The sequence below is a fragment of the Adhaeribacter terreus genome, from assembly GCF_042657365.1.
GTDB classification, from domain to species: domain Bacteria; phylum Bacteroidota; class Bacteroidia; order Cytophagales; family Hymenobacteraceae; genus Adhaeribacter_A; species Adhaeribacter_A terreus.
On the sequence record NZ_JBHSKT010000001.1, the window covers coordinates 545,763 to 562,958 of the forward strand.

Annotated in this window: 18 protein-coding genes and 1 tRNA gene; 8 read left to right on the forward strand and 11 right to left on the reverse strand. The window is 43.9% G+C overall.

Annotated elements, in window-relative coordinates:
- Positions 1–9: 9 nt before the first annotated feature.
- Positions 10–921 (forward strand): lysophospholipid acyltransferase family protein, encoded by a 912-nt coding sequence (locus ACFPIB_RS02280; RefSeq protein ID WP_378015797.1) that lies wholly within the window; start codon positions 10–12, stop codon positions 919–921.
- Positions 922–1,012: 91 nt separating this feature from the next.
- On the opposite strand, the gene ACFPIB_RS02285 is transcribed toward ACFPIB_RS02280, so the two are convergent.
- On the reverse strand, positions 1,013–1,645 hold the full coding sequence (locus ACFPIB_RS02285) for an L-threonylcarbamoyladenylate synthase (protein WP_378015798.1): 633 nt from the start codon (positions 1,643–1,645) through the stop codon (positions 1,013–1,015).
- Positions 1,646–1,714: 69 nt separating this feature from the next.
- Positions 1,715–3,622: a lamin tail domain-containing protein gene (locus ACFPIB_RS02290; RefSeq protein WP_378015799.1), complete on the reverse strand. Its 1,908-nt coding sequence runs from the start codon at positions 3,620–3,622 to the stop codon at positions 1,715–1,717.
- A 118-nt stretch (positions 3,623–3,740) separates the two neighbouring features.
- Here ACFPIB_RS02290 and mltG point away from each other — a divergent pair, with 118 nt between their 5' ends.
- The 5 genes from mltG (at position 3,741) to ACFPIB_RS02315 (ending at position 8,728) form a co-directional block, all read left to right on the forward strand.
- A complete protein-coding gene (mltG, locus tag ACFPIB_RS02295; RefSeq protein WP_378015800.1) occupies positions 3,741–4,799 on the forward strand; it encodes an endolytic transglycosylase MltG in 1,059 nt (352 codons plus the stop codon).
- A 305-nt stretch (positions 4,800–5,104) separates the two neighbouring features.
- A complete protein-coding gene (locus ACFPIB_RS02300) occupies positions 5,105–5,530 on the forward strand; it encodes an acyl-CoA thioesterase (RefSeq protein WP_378015801.1) in 426 nt (141 codons plus the stop codon).
- Positions 5,514–6,437, forward strand: coding sequence for a YihY/virulence factor BrkB family protein (locus tag ACFPIB_RS02305; RefSeq protein WP_378015802.1), 924 nt, complete (start codon positions 5,514–5,516; stop codon positions 6,435–6,437). Before ACFPIB_RS02300 ends, ACFPIB_RS02305 begins: the two co-directional genes overlap by 17 nt.
- 251 nt (positions 6,438–6,688) lie before the next feature.
- On the forward strand, positions 6,689–8,548 hold the full coding sequence (locus ACFPIB_RS02310) for a DUF4153 domain-containing protein (RefSeq protein ID WP_378015803.1): 1,860 nt from the start codon (positions 6,689–6,691) through the stop codon (positions 8,546–8,548).
- Positions 8,549–8,643: 95 nt separating this feature from the next.
- Positions 8,644–8,728, forward strand: a tRNA-Ser gene (locus tag ACFPIB_RS02315).
- An 83-nt stretch (positions 8,729–8,811) separates the two neighbouring features.
- Here ACFPIB_RS02315 and ACFPIB_RS02320 read toward each other — a convergent pair.
- The 5 genes from ACFPIB_RS02320 to ACFPIB_RS02340 form a co-directional block, all read right to left on the reverse strand.
- Positions 8,812–9,114 (reverse strand): TlpA family protein disulfide reductase, encoded by a 303-nt coding sequence (locus ACFPIB_RS02320; RefSeq protein WP_378015804.1) that lies wholly within the window; start codon positions 9,112–9,114, stop codon positions 8,812–8,814.
- Positions 9,115–9,126: 12 nt separating this feature from the next.
- Positions 9,127–9,435, reverse strand: coding sequence for a thioredoxin domain-containing protein (locus ACFPIB_RS02325; RefSeq protein WP_378015805.1), 309 nt, complete (start codon positions 9,433–9,435; stop codon positions 9,127–9,129).
- A 130-nt stretch (positions 9,436–9,565) separates the two neighbouring features.
- On the reverse strand, positions 9,566–10,444 hold the full coding sequence (locus ACFPIB_RS02330; RefSeq protein WP_378015806.1) for a DoxX family membrane protein: 879 nt from the start codon (positions 10,442–10,444) through the stop codon (positions 9,566–9,568).
- Positions 10,445–10,519: 75 nt separating this feature from the next.
- The gene (locus ACFPIB_RS02335) at positions 10,520–12,070 is read right to left on the reverse strand and encodes a bifunctional metallophosphatase/5'-nucleotidase (protein ID WP_378015807.1); all 1,551 of its coding nucleotides are present in this window, start codon (positions 12,068–12,070) and stop codon (positions 10,520–10,522) included.
- Positions 12,071–12,398: 328 nt separating this feature from the next.
- Positions 12,399–12,782, reverse strand: coding sequence for a hypothetical protein (locus tag ACFPIB_RS02340; protein WP_378015808.1), 384 nt, complete (start codon positions 12,780–12,782; stop codon positions 12,399–12,401).
- A gap of 129 nt (positions 12,783–12,911) precedes the next feature.
- On the opposite strand from ACFPIB_RS02340, the gene ACFPIB_RS02345 reads away from it, so the two are divergent.
- Together ACFPIB_RS02345 and ACFPIB_RS02350 are read left to right on the forward strand one after the other, a co-directional pair.
- On the forward strand, positions 12,912–13,313 hold the full coding sequence (locus ACFPIB_RS02345; RefSeq protein WP_378015809.1) for a rhodanese-like domain-containing protein: 402 nt from the start codon (positions 12,912–12,914) through the stop codon (positions 13,311–13,313).
- A gap of 3 nt (positions 13,314–13,316) precedes the next feature.
- Positions 13,317–14,258, forward strand: a complete 942-nt coding sequence (locus tag ACFPIB_RS02350) for a YeiH family protein (protein ID WP_378015810.1) — start codon at positions 13,317–13,319, stop codon at positions 14,256–14,258.
- A 46-nt stretch (positions 14,259–14,304) separates the two neighbouring features.
- Here ACFPIB_RS02350 and ACFPIB_RS02355 read toward each other — a convergent pair whose 3' ends face one another.
- From ACFPIB_RS02355 to ACFPIB_RS02370, 4 genes are all read right to left on the reverse strand, one after another.
- Positions 14,305–15,564, reverse strand: coding sequence for an MFS transporter (locus tag ACFPIB_RS02355; RefSeq protein WP_378015811.1), 1,260 nt, complete (start codon positions 15,562–15,564; stop codon positions 14,305–14,307).
- Positions 15,565–15,628: 64 nt separating this feature from the next.
- Positions 15,629–16,042, reverse strand: coding sequence for a DUF6691 family protein (locus tag ACFPIB_RS02360; protein ID WP_378015812.1), 414 nt, complete (start codon positions 16,040–16,042; stop codon positions 15,629–15,631).
- A gap of 28 nt (positions 16,043–16,070) precedes the next feature.
- Positions 16,071–16,628 carry a YeeE/YedE family protein gene (locus ACFPIB_RS02365; protein ID WP_378015813.1) on the reverse strand — a complete coding sequence of 186 codons (558 nt, stop codon included), beginning with the start codon at positions 16,626–16,628 and terminating at the stop codon, positions 16,071–16,073.
- A 99-nt stretch (positions 16,629–16,727) separates the two neighbouring features.
- Positions 16,728–17,054 (reverse strand): rhodanese-like domain-containing protein, encoded by a 327-nt coding sequence (locus ACFPIB_RS02370; RefSeq protein WP_378015814.1) that lies wholly within the window; start codon positions 17,052–17,054, stop codon positions 16,728–16,730.
- Positions 17,055–17,196: the final 142 nt, after the last annotated feature.

Sequence of the window (17,196 nt, forward strand, 5' to 3'; positions counted from 1 at the left end):
GCAATTTTCATGCAGGCGTACCCTCCTAAAAAGCGTTATTACCCGTTGTGGTGGCTTTTGCTGGCTGTTTCCCGATTGCCGTTTCCGTTGCTTTATCTGCTTTCTGACTTTTTATGCCTGATCCTGTACCGTTTTATTGGTTACCGCAAAAAAGTTGTAAGATTGAACCTGCAACGGTCTTTTCCGGAAAAAACGGCAGCTGAAATTGTAAGCATTATTCCCGCTTTTTACCAAAATTTTTGCGATGTAATTGTGGAAACGCTGAAACTGGCCACGGTTACTAAGGCGGAAATGCGAAGAAGGACCAGCATGCCCGATTCAGAGCAATTTGCGCATGCGGCATCGGCCGGTCCGGTAATTATTCTGGGTTCGCATCAGGCAAACTGGGAATGGGCTTTATCAGCTTCTTCCGTACAATACAGCTTTCAGATAGATGGCGTTTACAAAGTGCTAAATAACGAATTTTTCGAATGGTTTATGCTCCGCACTCGCACGCGTTTCGGGCAGCACCTGGTAAATATGAAAGACACGCTGAAAGATATGATCCGCCGGAAAAATATTCTCCGGGCCATCAGTATGCTTTCGGACCAAACCCCACCGCGCGGCGAAATTCAGTACTGGACCACTTTTTTAAACCAGGATACCGCATTTTATGTGGGCGCCGATAAGCTGGCTGCCACTTTTAAATACCCGGTCTTTTTTGTGGAATGTGTGCGTGTGAAACGAGGCTTTTACGAGTACCGCATTTCGCAGCTTTGGGACGGGAAAACCGCTTTTGAGAACGAAGCGTTCCCGATTACAGAACGCTATGCCCGCAGGCTTGAAAAGTCAATACAGGAAAATCCGGCAGCTTATTTATGGTCGCATAAACGCTGGAAACACGCAAAGCCTGCTGCTTCAGAAATGGCTGCGGTGCAATAAAAACGGTTGGGTTTCGGGCCTGAAAACTAAAAACGCTATACTTTTCGGCTTCAAAAGTATAGCGTTTTTTTATGCTGAACAGCAGGCGTTTTTACAAATATTCATCCAGGTCACCGGCGCCTTCGCGTACAATTTCAAAAGCATCGTCTACGCAATTTACTACTGTAGAAGCAATGTTGTTTCCATAGCCGGCATCTATTACCGCATCTACCAGGCCGCGGTATTTTTCATAGATCAGTTCCGGGTCGGTAGAGTATTCTATCACCTCGTCTTCATCGTGAATGGAAGTGGAAATAATGGGGTTGCCGAGTTCGCGTACCAGCGTTAAACATATTTCATTGTCCGGAACCCGGATGCCTACGGTTTTCTTTTTGGCGCCGCCGAATTTAGGCACTTTAGCACTTGCTTCCAGAATAAACGTAAACGGGCCGGGCAACGCTTTTTTCATCACTTTGTAGGTTTGCGTGGAAATGCCTTTGGCGTAATCTGAAATATGTGTCAGGTCGGAGCACACGAACGAGAGATTGGCTTTTTCGGGTTTAATGCCTTTTATCTGGCAGAGTTTTTCTACCGCGCGCGCATTGTGCAGATCGCAGCCAATGCCGTAAATGGTATCGGTGGGGTAAATAATAATGCCACCCTGACGCAAAATGTCCACTACTTCCAGTATCTTTTTCAGCGGCGGGTTTTCGGGGTGAATTTTAATGAATTGGGCGTTCTTCATAGTTAGGTAAGGCAAAAATAAAAAAGGCTTCAGTTATTACTGAAGCCTTTTAAATAAGTTTGGTTTCGCTTAGTTAATTTTTACGAAACGTTTTACGGCAACACCTTGCTGGGTAGCAATGCGCAGCGAGTAAACGCCCGCCGGGAAGTTCGTCACGTTCAGTTCGGTAGCATTAGCCGGTACGTTAGCAACAACCTGGCCTAAAGCGTTCACTACAGAAATAACAGCGTTTTTAGTGTTTACAGCGCTTAAGTTCAATTTCAGCAAGTTAGCAACCGGGTTAGGATAAATGCTGATCGCGTTGTTCAGGTTTTCAGAAATACCGGTTACGTCGCGGATATCGGTTAAACGACGCGGAACGATCTGGTAGCCTTCATCACGTGGGTCCGAGTTGTCAAACTGTCCGCCGATACCAGTTAAAACGAAAGTACCGGTTGGAGCAGGAGCGCTAAAAAGGTCTGAATTAGCACCGATACGCATATCATACGTGTTTGTACCATCGGTTACTTTAACAGTAAAACCAGGCCCTGCGTTAGTCCACTCAGTAGGATCTACTAACGTAAGCGGATTAGCCAACGTGATCAGTTCAGATTCGGTGCTTTCATCCAGAACAGTTACTACTGCCGGCTGAATTAACGTGCGGTTTTTTGCTAAAACTTCAATAGAGTCTAAAACAATTTGCGTAAGGCCGTTGAAATGACCAACTGTTCCAACTACGTAAACTGAATCGCCTTCTACCGGAGCAGTTGCAGGAACAATTGCAGCAGAAGTTGTGAAGATACCAATTCCGCCCGTGTTGTCAATTAAAGTAAGTTGCAGACCAGAACCGGCAGTACGTTGGTTATCGCCGTAAAGCGTACCGTAAACTCTCACTTTTACGCCTAAAGAATCTGGCAGGAAAGTAGTAGGGTCGTTGTTGTCGATCTGGGTAACGGTGTAAGTTGGAACCGGAGCAACTTCGTTTTCCTGAATAGTTAAGGTGAAAGTAGAAGTGCCTAAAGTAATGCCGGTTGAAGGATTGCTCAGGGTTAAAACTACCGTTTCGTTCTGCTCCAGAATAGCATCGTCGATGATTGTAACAGTAACGGTTTTTGGGGTGTTATCGCCGGCTGCCCAGTTAAGCGTAGAACCAGTGAAAGTGAAATCGGTACCGGCAGTTGCAGTTCCGGTAGTAGCCAAAGCCACATCAACAGAAGCAGCAGCGGTTGGATTCGGGTTAGAAATGTTTACAGAAACGGTATGCGTACCACCTGCTACGTTCTCAGCAACGGTTGCTACACTGGCCGCAAAAGCAATGCTAGGGCCAGTTGGCGCTGAAATACAAGAAGAAGTATGAGAGCCAAAGTTAGTATAATCAGTGTCAATAAAGTCATCCCATTCGGCAGCTAACGTTGGGAAATCGCAAGGTGTATTTGAAGGTGGAGTTGTTACCCCGCCTGTAATAGTTGCTTTACGACGTAATACGCGGTTTGCGGTGCTTTTGGTAGTTGTAGCAACATTCCAGTCACTTCCCGGATCGCAGCCAATATTGCCAAAAATGTCAACAAAAACTTCCGTAGTACCTACCATTTTAACCAATGCAATTGCGTCATCACCGTTATGATTGGCTACGTTTGTTCCGCCGCTACCAGAAACTTGAATATCAGCAGCAGTAAGTAATGTAGCATTAGAACCGGAATTTGCAATAATATAAACATCGCCGGAAGCCAGGGTGCCGGTTAATGGAAGCGTAGCGGTAGCCGTTGCCGAACCATTCGTATACAGTTTTACACTATAGCCCGTTAATGCGATAGCTGCATTGGTTGGGTTATATATCTCGATCGCTTTCGAACCATTACCTGTGCCACCTTCCACATATTCTGAGAAGAATAGATCAGAGCAACCAGTTGTCTGTGCCTGAACTTCAGAAGCAGCTAAAGTAGTGCCGGAAAGCACTAAAGCCATAACTCCCAGTTTTTTAAAGTAATTCTGGATCATAAATTAAGGTTTAATTGAATATTTCGACTGAAATAAATGTTAATTTTGCGGGTCAAAACTAATTAAAATATAGACAAAGGACAAATTCTGCGACATTAAGAATTTGTTATCCAATTTTATGGCTACCAAACCTAAACCAAAACCACGCAACAAAACGCTTACGTATCTGCTTGTTCTTCTGTTGTTCCTGTTCGTGAGCTTTTCTTATTACGCTTACCAGCTCATGTACACCGATAACGTAGATACCAAGGGCAAACCAACTTATGTGCGCATTCGAAAAGGCCAGACCTACGAAGCCGTTATGGATTCTATCGAGGCCAAAGGCGTGATCATCGATAAACTGGCTTTCCGTTTCATGGCTAAACTCATGAATTATGATAAACTCGTAAAGCCCGGCCATTATCAGATTCCCGATAACGCCACCAATTACCAGCTCATCGGTATTTTGCGTTCGGGCCGCCAGACGCCTATTAAACTTACCTTCAATAATATTCGCCTGAAAGACGACCTGGCTGCCAAACTGGCCGGTTATCTGGATGCCGAAGAAGATGAATTCCGCGAAATGTTCAGCGATGAAGAATACCTGAAGCAATTCGGTTTTACGCCCGAAACCATCATGCTCATGTTTATTCCGAATACCTATGAACTGTACTGGAACACCACGCCGGAGCAGCTTATGGAACGCATGAAGAAGGAATACGATAAATTCTGGACCGCCGAACGCATTGCTAAAGCCAAAAAACAAGGCTTAACCAAGAAGGAAGTTTCCATTTTAGCCTCTATTGTAGAAGCCGAACAAAACCAGCACCCCGATGAAAGACCCAGAATTGCCGGTGCGTACCTGAATCGTTTAAAAATTGGAATGCCGTTGCAAGCCGACCCGACCGTAGTTTTTGCCGTCGGTGATTTCTCGATCCGCCGCGTACTGAACAAGCATTTAGCTACCGATTCGCCTTACAATACTTATAAATACAAAGGCTTGCCGCCGGGTCCGATCAATCTGCCTTCTATTCCTTCCATAGATGCGGTTTTAAATCCGGAGCAACACAAATACATTTATTTCTGCGCCAAAGAAGACTTTTCGGGTTACCACAGCTTTGCCGAAACCGAAAAAGAACACATCGCCAACGCCCGCCGCTACCAGAAAGCCTTAACGGCCGCTAAGATCATGAAGTAAGGTTTGAATTAGTGAATTATAGAATGCCTGAGTAAAAAATGCTATGCTTTTGGCCTGAAAAACTCGCGCATTTTATCGTTCAATAATTTACGCAATCAATAATTTTAAAAAGAAGCAGCGCAGCGGGAAAATCGTTGCGCTGCTTCTTTTTAAAACAAAATCGTTAACTTTCAGCCGTTAAAAACGGTATGCTTTCCGGGAAGAAAACTCAAAACGGTATGGTAGGAGCCTGAAAAAGTCAACTGCTAGATCGGATTTTCTTTCTTTGGAAACCAACAACGAACAACCAGCAACCAACAACCAAAATGTACCAGACCGATGTTCAGATAAGAGTGCGCTATTCCGAAACCGACCAGATGGGTTACGTGTATTACGGCAATTATGCGGCTTATTTTGAAGTGGCGCGCACCGAAGCGTTCCGGCGTTTAGGCATTCATTATAAAGAAATGGAAGCCGCGGGAGTAATGATGCCGGTGCTGGAAATGAAAACCAAATTTATTAAACCGGCCAAATACGACGATCTTCTCACGATCCGGTTGTTTCTGAAGCATAACCCAACGGCGGCGCGCATTTTATTTGAGTACGAAGTTTTTAACGAAGCGGAACAGTTGCTCACCATTGGCGAAACCACCATGGTTTTTGTAGATATGAAAACCGGCCGCCCAACGCCTACGCCGCAGGAAATTCAGCAAACAATGGCGCCATATTTTGCCGATGGGGTTACACGATAGATACATAAAACACAGTCGTCCGTACCGGCTCTTCATTGTTTTTCTGAAGAAGCTGCGGTTCAATAAAGGGCAGGCTTCGGTTTACGATGTGCTTACCGTGCTCATTCACGAAATGAAGCTCGATTCGGTAACCAAACGTTCGAGTTACATGGCCTATAACTTTACGCTTTCTATTTTCCCGGCCATTGTTTTCCTTTTTACGCTCATTCCTTACATCGGCGGCCAGGATTTTAACGAGAACATTATCGATTTTCTGCGCGATTTTATGCCGCCCGAAATGTTCAACGCTTCCGAAGGCACAATTAACGATATTGTAAACCAGCCACGCGGCGGATTATTGTCGGTCGGTTTTTTGTTTGCGCTCGTGCTTTCCAGCAATGGCATCATGGCTCTGCTCGATTCCTTCGATAAAAAATACCACACTTTCCGGCAACGCAGTTATTTAAAAAAGCGGCTGATTGCCACCGTGCTTACCATCGTTCTATCGCTTATCCTGTTCATCTCCATTGCCGCCATTTTCTTTGGAACTTACATTCTGGATGTGCTGGTTTATTACGATGTGGTTACAGAAACTTCTACCTACGGCCTGATCCAGGTTCTGAAATACATATCGGTGGTTTTCCTGTTTTTGCTGGCTACCTGCATGATCTATTATTACGTGCCCGCCATTCAGGATAAATGGCCGTTTTTCTCGGCCGGCGCGGTAGTTTCTACTTTACTGATCTTCCTGGTTTCCTGGCTTTTTTCGCTTTACATCAGCAGTTTCGATACTTATAACCACCTTTATGGCTCCATTGGCGCGCTGGTAGGTTTAATGATCTGGCTCGATTTTGTTTCCATGATCCTGATCCTGGGCTTCGAAATAAACATCAGTATCGATACGGTTACTAAACGGCTGGAAAAGTAGTTAATGATAACTAGGGTTTAGTATTTTAAATGCATTGAACTTTGTAAGTTTCAAGGTTAATACCATCATTCAAATGATAATAGGGTGGTGAAAATTTGTAGGTGTAAGCCTGAAGAAATTTACGGCTACTGGTAAGAACGTTTCTGCTAATCGCGAACAAGTTCCTTCTCTAGCGTTCAGGATGACAGGTGTATTTATGATATAGCTTCTGATTACTAATCATTAATCACTAGTCACTAATCACTAAAATTATGTTCTGGAAAAATCTTTCGCTGCTGGAACTTGGCCGCGGCGCCGTCAGCACTTTTTTGCGCTTCCCGCTTACCATTTTATCGGCCGTTTTCGGTACCGTAATTTGCTTTGAATTGCTGGAACTGAATTATCAGGCGCAGGAACAACAGCAATATCTCTGGAAGCTGGTGGTTTTTTCCTGGCTTGGTCTGATCCTGTTTTTCGACCTGGAACTGATGGCAGAACGCTATGGTTTTAGCCGGAAAAACCGGTGGTTTGTATTTGCCGGAGGCCTGGCCGCATTGCTCGCATATTACTTTTACCTCCCGCACCGGCTCGATAGCGAACACATGATCAAGTATGTGTGGCAGATCTTTTTGTTTGGTTTAGGTTTGCATTTGTTGGCATCATTCGCTCCGTATTTCAACCCGAAAACTGAACACGGTTTCTGGCAATTCAACGAAAAATTATTCCTGCGTTTCCTCACAGCCACGCTTTATTCCGGGGTTTTGTTTGTGGGTTTGTCGGTAGCCATTGTAGCCATTCAGCAACTTTTTCAGGTAGATTTCGACGATAAAATATTTGCCCGACTCTGGCTGTTTATGGCCGGCGTTTTTCATCCCTGGTTTTTCCTGGCCGGCGTTCCGAAAGATCTGCAGGCTTTAGAATCGGAAATCCGATACCCGAAAGGCCTGAAAGTTTTTACGCAATTTGTGCTGCTGCCGCTGGTTACGGTTTATTTGCTCATTTTATATGGGTACCTCGGCAAAATTATTATTGAGTGGGATTGGCCGCGCGGCTGGGTTTCGTACCTGGTTCTGAGTTTTTCCATTGTCGGTATTTTTTCGCTTTTATTAATTCACCCCATCCGTAATTCCGAAGGTAATGCCTGGATAAAAACCTATGCCAAATGGTTTTACCGGGCTTTATTTCCCTTGCTCATTTTGTTTGCCCTGGCAATCTGGCGACGCGTTTCCGATTATGGCATTACCGAAGAACGGTATTTTGTGCTGGCGCTGGCATTCTGGCTGTTTGCGGTAGCATTGTATTTCCTTTTCAGCCGAAGCAAGAATATTAAATTTATTCCGGTTACGCTTTGCCTTTTGGCTTTTCTGGTTGCTTTCGGCCCGTGGGGAGCTTTTGCCGTTTCGCAGCGTAGCCAGACTAATCGCCTGAAATTCTATCTGCAGAAAAACGGTATGCTTTCCGGCGAAAAAGTGCAGCCCGCCAAAACTAAAATTCCGGAAAAAGACGAAGCCGAAATTTCCTCTGTTTTAACGTATCTGGGCCGCATGCATAACTATGAAAGCCTGGAAACGATGTTCGGAAAACGGCTTGATTCCGTTAAAACTTCCGGAAGAGACGAACGAACTTACGCATCTTACCAAACCGAAGAACTGATGCGCGGCCTGAATCTGCAATATCGTACCACCAGGAATAATGCGCCCGCCGATGGAAAGCTTTATTTTAATGTTGAAACGAAGCGCCAACCGATTTTAAAAACCACCGGCTACGATTACAGTTTTGAACATTCCGTTTCCGGTTTTGCCCACGGCGAAGACGAACAGCAATTTGAACTCGGGAAAGAGCTGCTGTTTATTCAGTTTTCGGAGAAGGAGCAAAAGGTCTGGTTTAAAAAAGAAGATGAATCAGTAGCGTTAGACTTAGGTCCGGTGCTAAAGAAATTTGCAGTTACACGGCGAAAAAAAGTAAAACCGGAAGAAATGACCTTTATGCTGAACCTGAAAAACGCCCGTATAAAAGTGCTGATCCTGACTTTAAATGGCGAAAAGCTGAAACGGAAGTATAAAGTAACTCATTTAGACATGCAAATTTTAGTAAAAACGCAGCTTGTTTCAGATTCAGAATCAGAGAGATAGGTTTTTGGCTGAAAATTACTGCAACTTTTTTTAATTTTTTTGCGAAAATGGTTTTGTAAATTCGATTCAGGTGCATACTTTTGTATCATCAAAACAGAGAGATGGCAGAGTGGTCGATTGCGGCGGTCTTGAAAACCGTTGACTGTTAAAGGTCCGGGGGTTCGAATCCCTCTCTCTCTGCAAACAGAAACCCGAAGTAGAAATGCTTCGGGTTTTTTGTTTTGTTTCGGACATATTGCGGACACACAGAAGTGAATAACCTTTTATTGGGTTAACAACCTAAGATAATCTTGTACCTCTTTTGTATCATATTTAGCCATACCATCATGGCGCGCAGCTACGTTGCCGTCCTTACCCAAAATAAAAGTTGTAGGAATTGTTTGGCTCTGAAAGGTTGCTGGAAGGTTGCTGACGGGCAGATATACCGGAAAAGTATAGCCTTTCTTAGACACAAATTTCTTTACTTTTTCCGCACCTTCCTGGTCTACCGAAAGCATTACAAATGCAATGTTTCGATTATCCTTTACTTTATCATATAGTTTCTGAATACCGGGCATTTCAGCCACGCAAGGCGGACACTAGGTTGCCCAGATATTCATAAAGATCACTTTGTTTTTCAGGCTGCTGAATTTGATTGTATTTCCTTGCAGATCCTGTAATAAGAAGTCATTGGTAACCATTGCTTCCGGTATCAATGTTTTATCGATAGAAGTATTGCTTGCGGGGATTTCGGGTAGATCAGGTTTCATAATTCCGGTTGCCAATAAAACCCGTTGTACCTGTCCAATTGCTTCGGTATGAAGGCCACTCAGGTAAAGAAATCCGAAAATTACCAAGGTATAAACCCAGCCGGGAACGTTGCGGAATGAAAATTTATTATTTGTCATTTCTATATCAATTTAAAGGGTAAGACTCCCAATACTAATTACCAAAGGTACAGCCTTCAAGCTCCGGTTACAATGACCTAAGTTACCGTAGCCGGAACAGGGAAGCTTTTAGCAGTCAGTAACTACCGTTTTATAATTCTACTGTTACAAATCCGTCCTGCTTCAGATCGAACATATAGGTTAACCCGTTAGGAACAATGGTGGCACCTTCGAGTAATTCTTCGGGAGAAATCTTAAACTTTTCCAGCGACATACCACATACTTTAAACGTTACACCAGCCGCTTTACCAGCTTCAAAAACCGCCTTCATTTCGCTGTCTTTTTTGAATGCTTCCACCGATTTAGCACAAGCCATTACTACAATCTTGTCGGCGTTATATTTCGTATCCTTCCGCATGGTCTGAGCAGTATTAACAGCTGCTTTTAAATGGTCGGGCTGGCTGATCAGAATGCCGTAATTTTTCTTTGCCTGGGCAGTTGTTTTGGTAGCCGTATTAACCGCATTGGCTGAGGAGCAAGCACTAAACAAAGTAATTGTCATTATACCCAAAATAGCCATTTTTCCTCCGGAATTCAGCTTTGTAACTAACAGTTTCCGTTTTTGTAAAAACTGATCGAGCCCATAATAAACCGAACCATTCGCCATAAAGAAAACCAATACGCCCATAATGGCAATGTTTTTAAACAGCGGCCCCATCGTGGCGGCGCTACCTACCTGCACGGTTAAAGTTATCGGGATTAAGATCAGCATCAGTAAAAGGGCTGCCTTGCGGGTCTGAAAACCTGCGAATAGCATAAGGCCTCCAACCAATAAACCAATCCCAGCTAAAATTATAAGCGTTTCATGGTTAGATATAGAAGTAGCCAGGAAGCCCATTTTTGCTTTTTGTAATCGGGCTGCTGTTTCTGAAGTTTGGAACAAGTGGTTGAAAGCAGCGGTAATGAAAATAAGGCTTCCCATAATGCGTAAAGCCAGGAACGATATTTTATTCAGGGTATTTGGTTGCATAATATTATCTGTTTTAAAGTTAAATTGAAGCCCAAAACGCTATGGTTTCAGGGCAAAAAAGTCGGTACTTGTTTTTTACCGGAATACATAATCTACATTCGGCACCTGGCTTAAAACTGGTGCCGGCAAATCCAATGCTTTAGCTCGTCCATCGGTCTTAGGCGCTACATTGCCGTGTTTTTTCAGGTATTCAGCCATTACATCGTGAATGGTGTAGTCCAGCACTTTTGGGACTTTAGCGTTGGGCATCCGGCAGAGCATATGGTCTGGTTCGCCACGTCGTAAGCAGGCAGCCAGCGTGTATTCTTTTTTAAGTTCTATGAGTTTGCCGCCGATGGTTATAGATTGCACTCGTTGGCCTTTCGGAGCATTGGCGTTAAAAGTTATTTCCATTCCGGAAAAACGGATAAGCCAGCCGCCGAAGCGTTCCAATGGTTTTCCGGCAAATACGTTGTGCAGTTCTTTTTCCATCCAGTCCTGAATTTGCTGGCCGGTAGCTTTGCCCGTTTTCACATTTTCGTTTACCGGCAGCATATTCCAGATATCAGAGTAAGTAATAGCAGCTTTTCCGGAAGCACCGGGAATGATAGGATTACCAAAACGGAAGCCGTTGGAGATAGCAATGTCGGCACCGGTTTTCCAGCGAACAGCATCGGTAATCATATTATCCATTCCGGTTTCTACCACCAGGTAGCGGTAAAGCGGAGTAGTGGTGTAGCCTAAAACCTGGTTCATCTGAGTGCGGTACGGCGCAAGCTGTTCGTTTATTACTTGCTGAACTTCGGGATCGGCAGGATATTTTTCCGGATCTACATCGATCAGTTCATAGCGCTGGCCAACAATTTTACCGTCTTTAATATCCAGATCCAGGCGGCCGACGAACGAAGCGAAAGCCCCTGGCTCCACCACCTGGGCATATTTACGCTGGATCGGTTTCCGGATGCGTTCGTGGGTATCGTTGCCTAAAATAAAATCTACGCCTTTTATGTATTCCTGGTCGGCCAGGTGAATTTGCTTGGATATGCCGATGTGCGTAACCAAAAAAAGTACGTCAACTTTCTGAGCTTCTTTCAGTTCTTTTATCAGGTTTTCCAGATTATCTTCCACCTGTTTAAAAACCAAACCTTTGCTGAACGATGGGTTTTGGCGGATCGGCACTTCGGGATCGTTGTAAGAAATAAAGCCAAGTTTCACGCCATTTACTTCTTTCACCAGATAGGGCGGATAAAGCATTTGGTTGGTTTTTTCTTCATACACATTAGCGCACACAATTGGCGTTTCGAAAGATTTCAAAACGCTTTTCATTTTCTCCGGACCATAGATCACTTCCCAGTTACCGGGAATCAGGAAATCATAATCCATTGCCTTAATGATAGGGCCAAAGGCTTTTCCTTCGGTTAGAGCGGCAATGGCGCTGCCCTGGATCAAGTCGCCGCCATCTACTATTACCGTTCCGCCTGGATTTTCAGCTTTAATATGTTTGAATATGGTTTGAATATGCGCCAGTCCGCCCCGGGTTTTGAATTTGAATTGCCCGTTATCTACAAAGAACTCCTGATGCGGTTCCACCTGGCCGTGAATATCGGCGGTTTGAAGGATGGTTACAGTTTTTATGTCGTTTTGCATAGCGTTTTGGGCTGTAGTTGCGGTTTGATTTTGCTTTCCGCCTTGGCAGGAAGCCAGGAAGAATGTGGCTGCCGGGAGCGCAGACAGCGCTATTTTTTTAAGAAAATGAATCATTGTTTTTATTTAAAAGAAGGGAAAATGAAAAAACTGAAAACAGTCATTACTATGCTAAACAGCCTCTGAATTGTATTTTTCAGAAGGTAGTATAGAAATGCTGATCTCGTTTGAAAATGAATTAACGACACAGGAAAGGCATAGCCTGCCCAACATTTATTATGCGGGTGTGCTAAGCTTTAAAGTGCTAATTCAGGCTCTGATAAATAGAAAATTAAGCGAACCTTGGAGGATCAGGTTCTTCGGAAATGGAAAGGAAACGGTAAGAAACCTGCTGAAACGGAGTTGTTTCGGGCAGGGAAAATGGTAACAAAACCGCAACAGAAATTGCCACTGGCGGCGGTGCCAGCTTGCTGATACAAATTTTTACTTCCGGAGGTGTTTGTTTTGTTTTTTCGGAAGCAGGCAAAGTAAAATGCTTTTCCGGGTTCTTTTGATTTTGATTAGCAGCCACTAAGGTAGCCCTGGTTGCAGAACGGGTGCATTCCTTTTTGAAAACCACATATCCGGTGCCCGCAGGAGCAACCTGCAGCAGCGCCCACGACGACAGATGTATGATCAACATCAGCCAGGTCAGTATTTTAAGGTGGTTTTTCAAATTGGTTTAATTCATTCGTTTACAAAGATACCGGCTTTGGATTTAAGGTTATGTGATTTTTGTCACTGAACCTCTTTTATATAAAATGGTACTTGCAACTCATTTAACGTGAAATCAACCTTAACTGATATGAAAAGTCTTTTTGTTAACCTGATCCTTGTAACCATACTTACATTTTCTGGCTGTGCCCAAACGCAAAATTCTTCCGGTGGCACCAGGCAGGATGTAAATGCAACCCAGGCAAAAGAATTAATTACGAAGGAGGAAGAACTGGTAATTCTGGACGTTAGGACGCCGGAAGAATTTGCTAACGGGCACGTTGCAAATGCTAAAAATCTGGATTTCTACGCACCTGATTTTGAGCAACAATTAGAACAGCTGGATACCACTAAACCTTATTTAATCTATTGTGCTTCCGGCAACCGGAGCGGTAAAACAGCTACGCTTATGCAAAATAAAGGCTTTAAAAAGATCATCAACTCCCAGACTGGTTTCCAGGAATTAAAACAAGCTGCAGTACCTACGAAGTAAGCCGTGACGGAAAAAGTAAATCATAATCTTCGGCATTTAGTTTTCTGGCTTTTTCTGGTTCTTATCCTGGTTACAGACTTTATAAGTGCGCCACTGGCTTTGCTGGCTGGTATTGTGCTTGGTTTGAGCTTGGGAAACCCGTATCCAACGCAGTTAGGTAAAATTACCAAATATGCGTTACAGGCCTCTGTGGTAGGGTTGGGCTTTGGCATTAACCTGAACCAAGTAGCAGAAACTGGTCTTAGCGGCTTTTTTTATACAGCAGTTTCGTTGTTGGTAACGATGGTATTAGGCTGGTTCTTAGCAACGCTGTTTGGAGTAGAAAAGAAACTAAGCCACCTGATTTCTGCCGGTACAGCAATTTGCGGCGGCAGTGCCATTGCCGCAGTTGTCCCAGCCATTAAGGCTAACGAAAAAGAGATTTCCGTAGCTTTGGGAATTGTGTTTATTCTCAATGCGCTGGCCTTGTTTATTTTCCCCGTAGTTGGTAATTACCTGCACCTTTCGCAGGAACAATTTGGGGTTTGGGCTGCCATTGCCATTCATGATACCAGTTCGGTAGTAGGAGCTGCTACCATTTACGGTGAAAAAGCCCTGGAAATCGCCACCACCTTAAAACTTACCCGGGCTTTGTGGATCTTACCTATGGTGCTTTTTACTGGCCTGTTGTTTAAAACTGAAGGAAAAAGCGCTGCTTTCCCGAAATTTATTTTATTTTTCCTGGCTGCTTCCGTTATTAATACCCTGGTTCCTGGTCTGGAAAATGTTTACGACGGCCTTACCTCGTTGGCCAGAAAGGGCTTGATTCTGAGCTTGTTTCTAACAGGAGCGGGCATTAGCTTACGCTTGCTGAAAACCATTAATTACCGGCCTTTTTTACAAGGAGTTGTTCTTTGGGTATTGGTAGCAACCGGATCGTTGATTGCAGTTTTGTATTTGATATGACGTTAGGATTTCATCAGAATTCAGAACAAGATTGAAAATTTTTAACTTAGAAAGCAGGTTTAAGTTTTTGACATTTTTCGCTTCTCCAAAGCAACTTGTAGGTGCAACACATCCGGATCTCAGATAAAATTCCGGAGCCAACAGTCAGAAATGAAGTTCCAATAATAACTACTTCCAGCCCGAACAAATCACCAAAGATTCCAGCCAAAACTGCGCCTGCCACATACCCGAAATCCCGCCAGAAACGGAATATACCAAGACTTTGAGGTCGCTGACCTGGATGCGTATTTTCGGCTAACAACGTTATAAAATTGGGATAAACCAAAGCCGTGCCAACGCCTAATATAACCAGCGCAGCTATTAAAATCAGTAGCGATTGGCTGAATAAAAGTCCGGCTATGGCCACGCCTTGCAACATCATTCCTAAGCTTAGCAGCTGCTTTTTACATACTAAGTCACCAAGCTTACCGGTAACTAATTGGCCCAAACCCCAAACTACCGGGTAAATACCAGCCAGGATCCCGATCTCTTTCAACGTATAACCTTTTGATGCCAGCAGTACCGGTAAAAGCCCCCATAGAATACCATCATTCAGGTTATTTACGAAACCGTTTAGCGTTACAGATCCAAGATTAGCGTGCCGCCAAGTTGTATCTTTCCAGATGTTTTGCAGTAATGGAATATTGGTTTGCAGCGTTTCGGTTTGAACGTGGGCGTGGGTATCTTTTATCAAGAGCAGCGAAATCAGAAATCCAGCTACTGAAAACAGAATACCAGGTATAAAAGCGGTTACAATGCTACCAGATTCGGAAGCCAGGTAACCTGCCAGAAAAGCCATTAAGCCAACCGCCAGATAACCGGCAAATTCGTTTATCCCCATCGCAAGGCCCCGGTTTTTTTCACCAACCAAATCTATCTTCATTACTACGGTACTACTCCAGGCTAATCCCTGATTGATACCGAGTAACAGGTTCGCAAATATTACCCAATTCCAATTCGGTGCATAAATCAATAGCCAGGGAACCGGCAAAGCAAACAACCAACCGAGCAATAATATTTGTTTGCGGGAAAACCGGTTGGTCAGTTTACCCATCAACAAGTTAGCGCCTGATTTAGCCAAACCGAAGGCAACAATAAAACTCAACAAAGCTGAATGGCCGTTAAGCCCGAAATTGGTTTCGGCAAACTGCGGGATCACGGAGCGTTCCAGACCCACCATTGCACCCACAAATGCATTTACCAGCACCAGCAGCCAGAATTGACTGGCGTTTTCAGCTAACCCAAGTTTTATCCGTTTTTGGCTCATAATTGAAAAATTAATAAGGCAGGGTCAGACTTTCGAAGCTCAGAACCCTACCATTTTTTTACTATTAATGAGGAAGTTTGTTTTGGAAAAGCCCGTAAGCATAGGTACCCACAATCCCTCCGAAAATGGCTACCAGAATTGGCCAGTAACCGTGACCAAGATTTACAAAAAGCGGACCTGGGCAAGCACCAATCAGCGCCCAACCTAAACCGAAAACAGTACCACCTATCAGGTAACGGGCTACCGATTTTTCTTTATCAGTAAAAACTATCGGGTTTCCCTGAATGTCGCGGAGCTTGAATTTTTTGATGGTGTAGGTTAGCAAAGCAGCCAACGTAACTGCCGTACCTATTATGCCATACATATGGAAAGCCTGGAAACGGAACATCTCCTGGATGCGGTACCACGAGATGGCTTCCGATTTGCTCATTACAATACCGAACAGAATGCCGGCTAAAATATATTTCAGGAATTTCATTTCTTATTTATTAATGCTTAAACCAGGTTTAGAAAATTAAAGGCAACAGCAAGTGCGTCATAACTAATCCGCCAATGAAAAAGCCGATCACGGCAATTAAGGAAGGAAGTTGTAAGTTAGATAAGCCGCTGATGGCGTGGCCAGAAGTACAGCCACCGCCATATCGGGAGCCAAAACCGATCAGGAAACCGCCACCTAATAAGATCAGAAAACCTTTCAGGCTAAAGAGTGCTTCGGTACTAAAAATTTCTTCGGGCTGTAATCCTTTCGGAGCGGCAAAACCAATGGCTTGCAGATCCTGGATGGTAGCTTGGGAAATTTGAACTGCTTCGCCGTTGCTCAGAAATTCGCTGGAAATAAAGCCTCCGATGATAGCGCCAACCAGAAACATCAAATTCCAGGTCTGGGCTTTCCAGTTAAAGTCGAAGAATTTTACATTTCTACCAGCTCCGCAAGCAGCGCAAATGGTACGGAAATTAGAAGAAAAACCGAACGATTTTCCGAAGAAAAGTAGAATGGCCATTACCATTACAATAACGATTCCGGAGGTGTACCACGGCCAGGGTTGTTTTATTAATTCAAGCATTTGTGCAGATCTGTTTTGTTTTAAATGGGTTGAGAATTTAATTTTCATCCTGCCTTCCTGGGAAATCCCAGGAAAAGCAGGACGAAAGTTAAAGAATAATTAGCGTGGCCAAGCGCCGATGCCACCAGCCAGGTTATACACTTTAAAGCCTTGTTCGGCCATTAATTTACAGGCAGAACCTGAACGGTTACCGCTGCGGCAGAAAACAAAATATTCTTTGTCTTTATCAAGCTTACCTAAAGCAGCATGCAGCTGACCAGTCATAATATCGAGATTACGAGCGCCTGATATACTTCCGCCTTTAAATTCATCGGCAGTGCGCACATCTAATAGTTCGGCTTTGGGGGCTTTGGTGAAAGCCGTTTTGAATGCTTTACCATCCAGATCTTCGTAATTTTTCAGAGTTGTTTTAAATATATTGAACATGATGGTTATTATTAAATATTTATGGAAATGTTTGAAATTCTCCAGCCGGTATTACGCCGAATCTTCCTGCAGGAAATCCTGAAAAAAGACGGAAGCGTGTGAGAGTCCGGCTGGAACAACTGCAGATTTTAACCTGTTTATG

Excerpts from the sequence above, each read along its gene's own strand:
- ACFPIB_RS02280 (WP_378015797.1), top strand. The coding sequence starts at position 10 with ATGCAGGCGTACCCTCCTAAAAAGCGTTATTACCCGTTGTGGTGGCTT.
- ACFPIB_RS02285 (WP_378015798.1), bottom strand. The coding sequence starts at position 1,645 with ATGAAGAACGCCCAATTCATTAAAATTCACCCCGAAAACCCGCCGCTG.
- ACFPIB_RS02290 (WP_378015799.1), bottom strand. The coding sequence starts at position 3,622 with ATGATCCAGAATTACTTTAAAAAACTGGGAGTTATGGCTTTAGTGCTT.
- mltG (WP_378015800.1), top strand. The coding sequence starts at position 3,741 with ATGGCTACCAAACCTAAACCAAAACCACGCAACAAAACGCTTACGTAT.
- ACFPIB_RS02300 (WP_378015801.1), top strand. The coding sequence starts at position 5,105 with ATGTACCAGACCGATGTTCAGATAAGAGTGCGCTATTCCGAAACCGAC.
- ACFPIB_RS02305 (WP_378015802.1), top strand. The coding sequence starts at position 5,514 with ATGGGGTTACACGATAGATACATAAAACACAGTCGTCCGTACCGGCTC.
- ACFPIB_RS02310 (WP_378015803.1), top strand. The coding sequence starts at position 6,689 with ATGTTCTGGAAAAATCTTTCGCTGCTGGAACTTGGCCGCGGCGCCGTC.
- ACFPIB_RS02325 (WP_378015805.1), bottom strand. The coding sequence starts at position 9,435 with ATGACAAATAATAAATTTTCATTCCGCAACGTTCCCGGCTGGGTTTAT.
- ACFPIB_RS02330 (WP_378015806.1), bottom strand. The coding sequence starts at position 10,444 with ATGCAACCAAATACCCTGAATAAAATATCGTTCCTGGCTTTACGCATT.
- ACFPIB_RS02335 (WP_378015807.1), bottom strand. The coding sequence starts at position 12,070 with ATGCAAAACGACATAAAAACTGTAACCATCCTTCAAACCGCCGATATT.
- ACFPIB_RS02345 (WP_378015809.1), top strand. The coding sequence starts at position 12,912 with ATGAAAAGTCTTTTTGTTAACCTGATCCTTGTAACCATACTTACATTT.
- ACFPIB_RS02355 (WP_378015811.1), bottom strand. The coding sequence starts at position 15,564 with ATGAGCCAAAAACGGATAAAACTTGGGTTAGCTGAAAACGCCAGTCAA.
- ACFPIB_RS02360 (WP_378015812.1), bottom strand. The coding sequence starts at position 16,042 with ATGAAATTCCTGAAATATATTTTAGCCGGCATTCTGTTCGGTATTGTA.
- ACFPIB_RS02365 (WP_378015813.1), bottom strand. The coding sequence starts at position 16,628 with ATGCTTGAATTAATAAAACAACCCTGGCCGTGGTACACCTCCGGAATC.
- ACFPIB_RS02370 (WP_378015814.1), bottom strand. The coding sequence starts at position 17,054 with ATGTTCAATATATTTAAAACAACTCTGAAAAATTACGAAGATCTGGAT.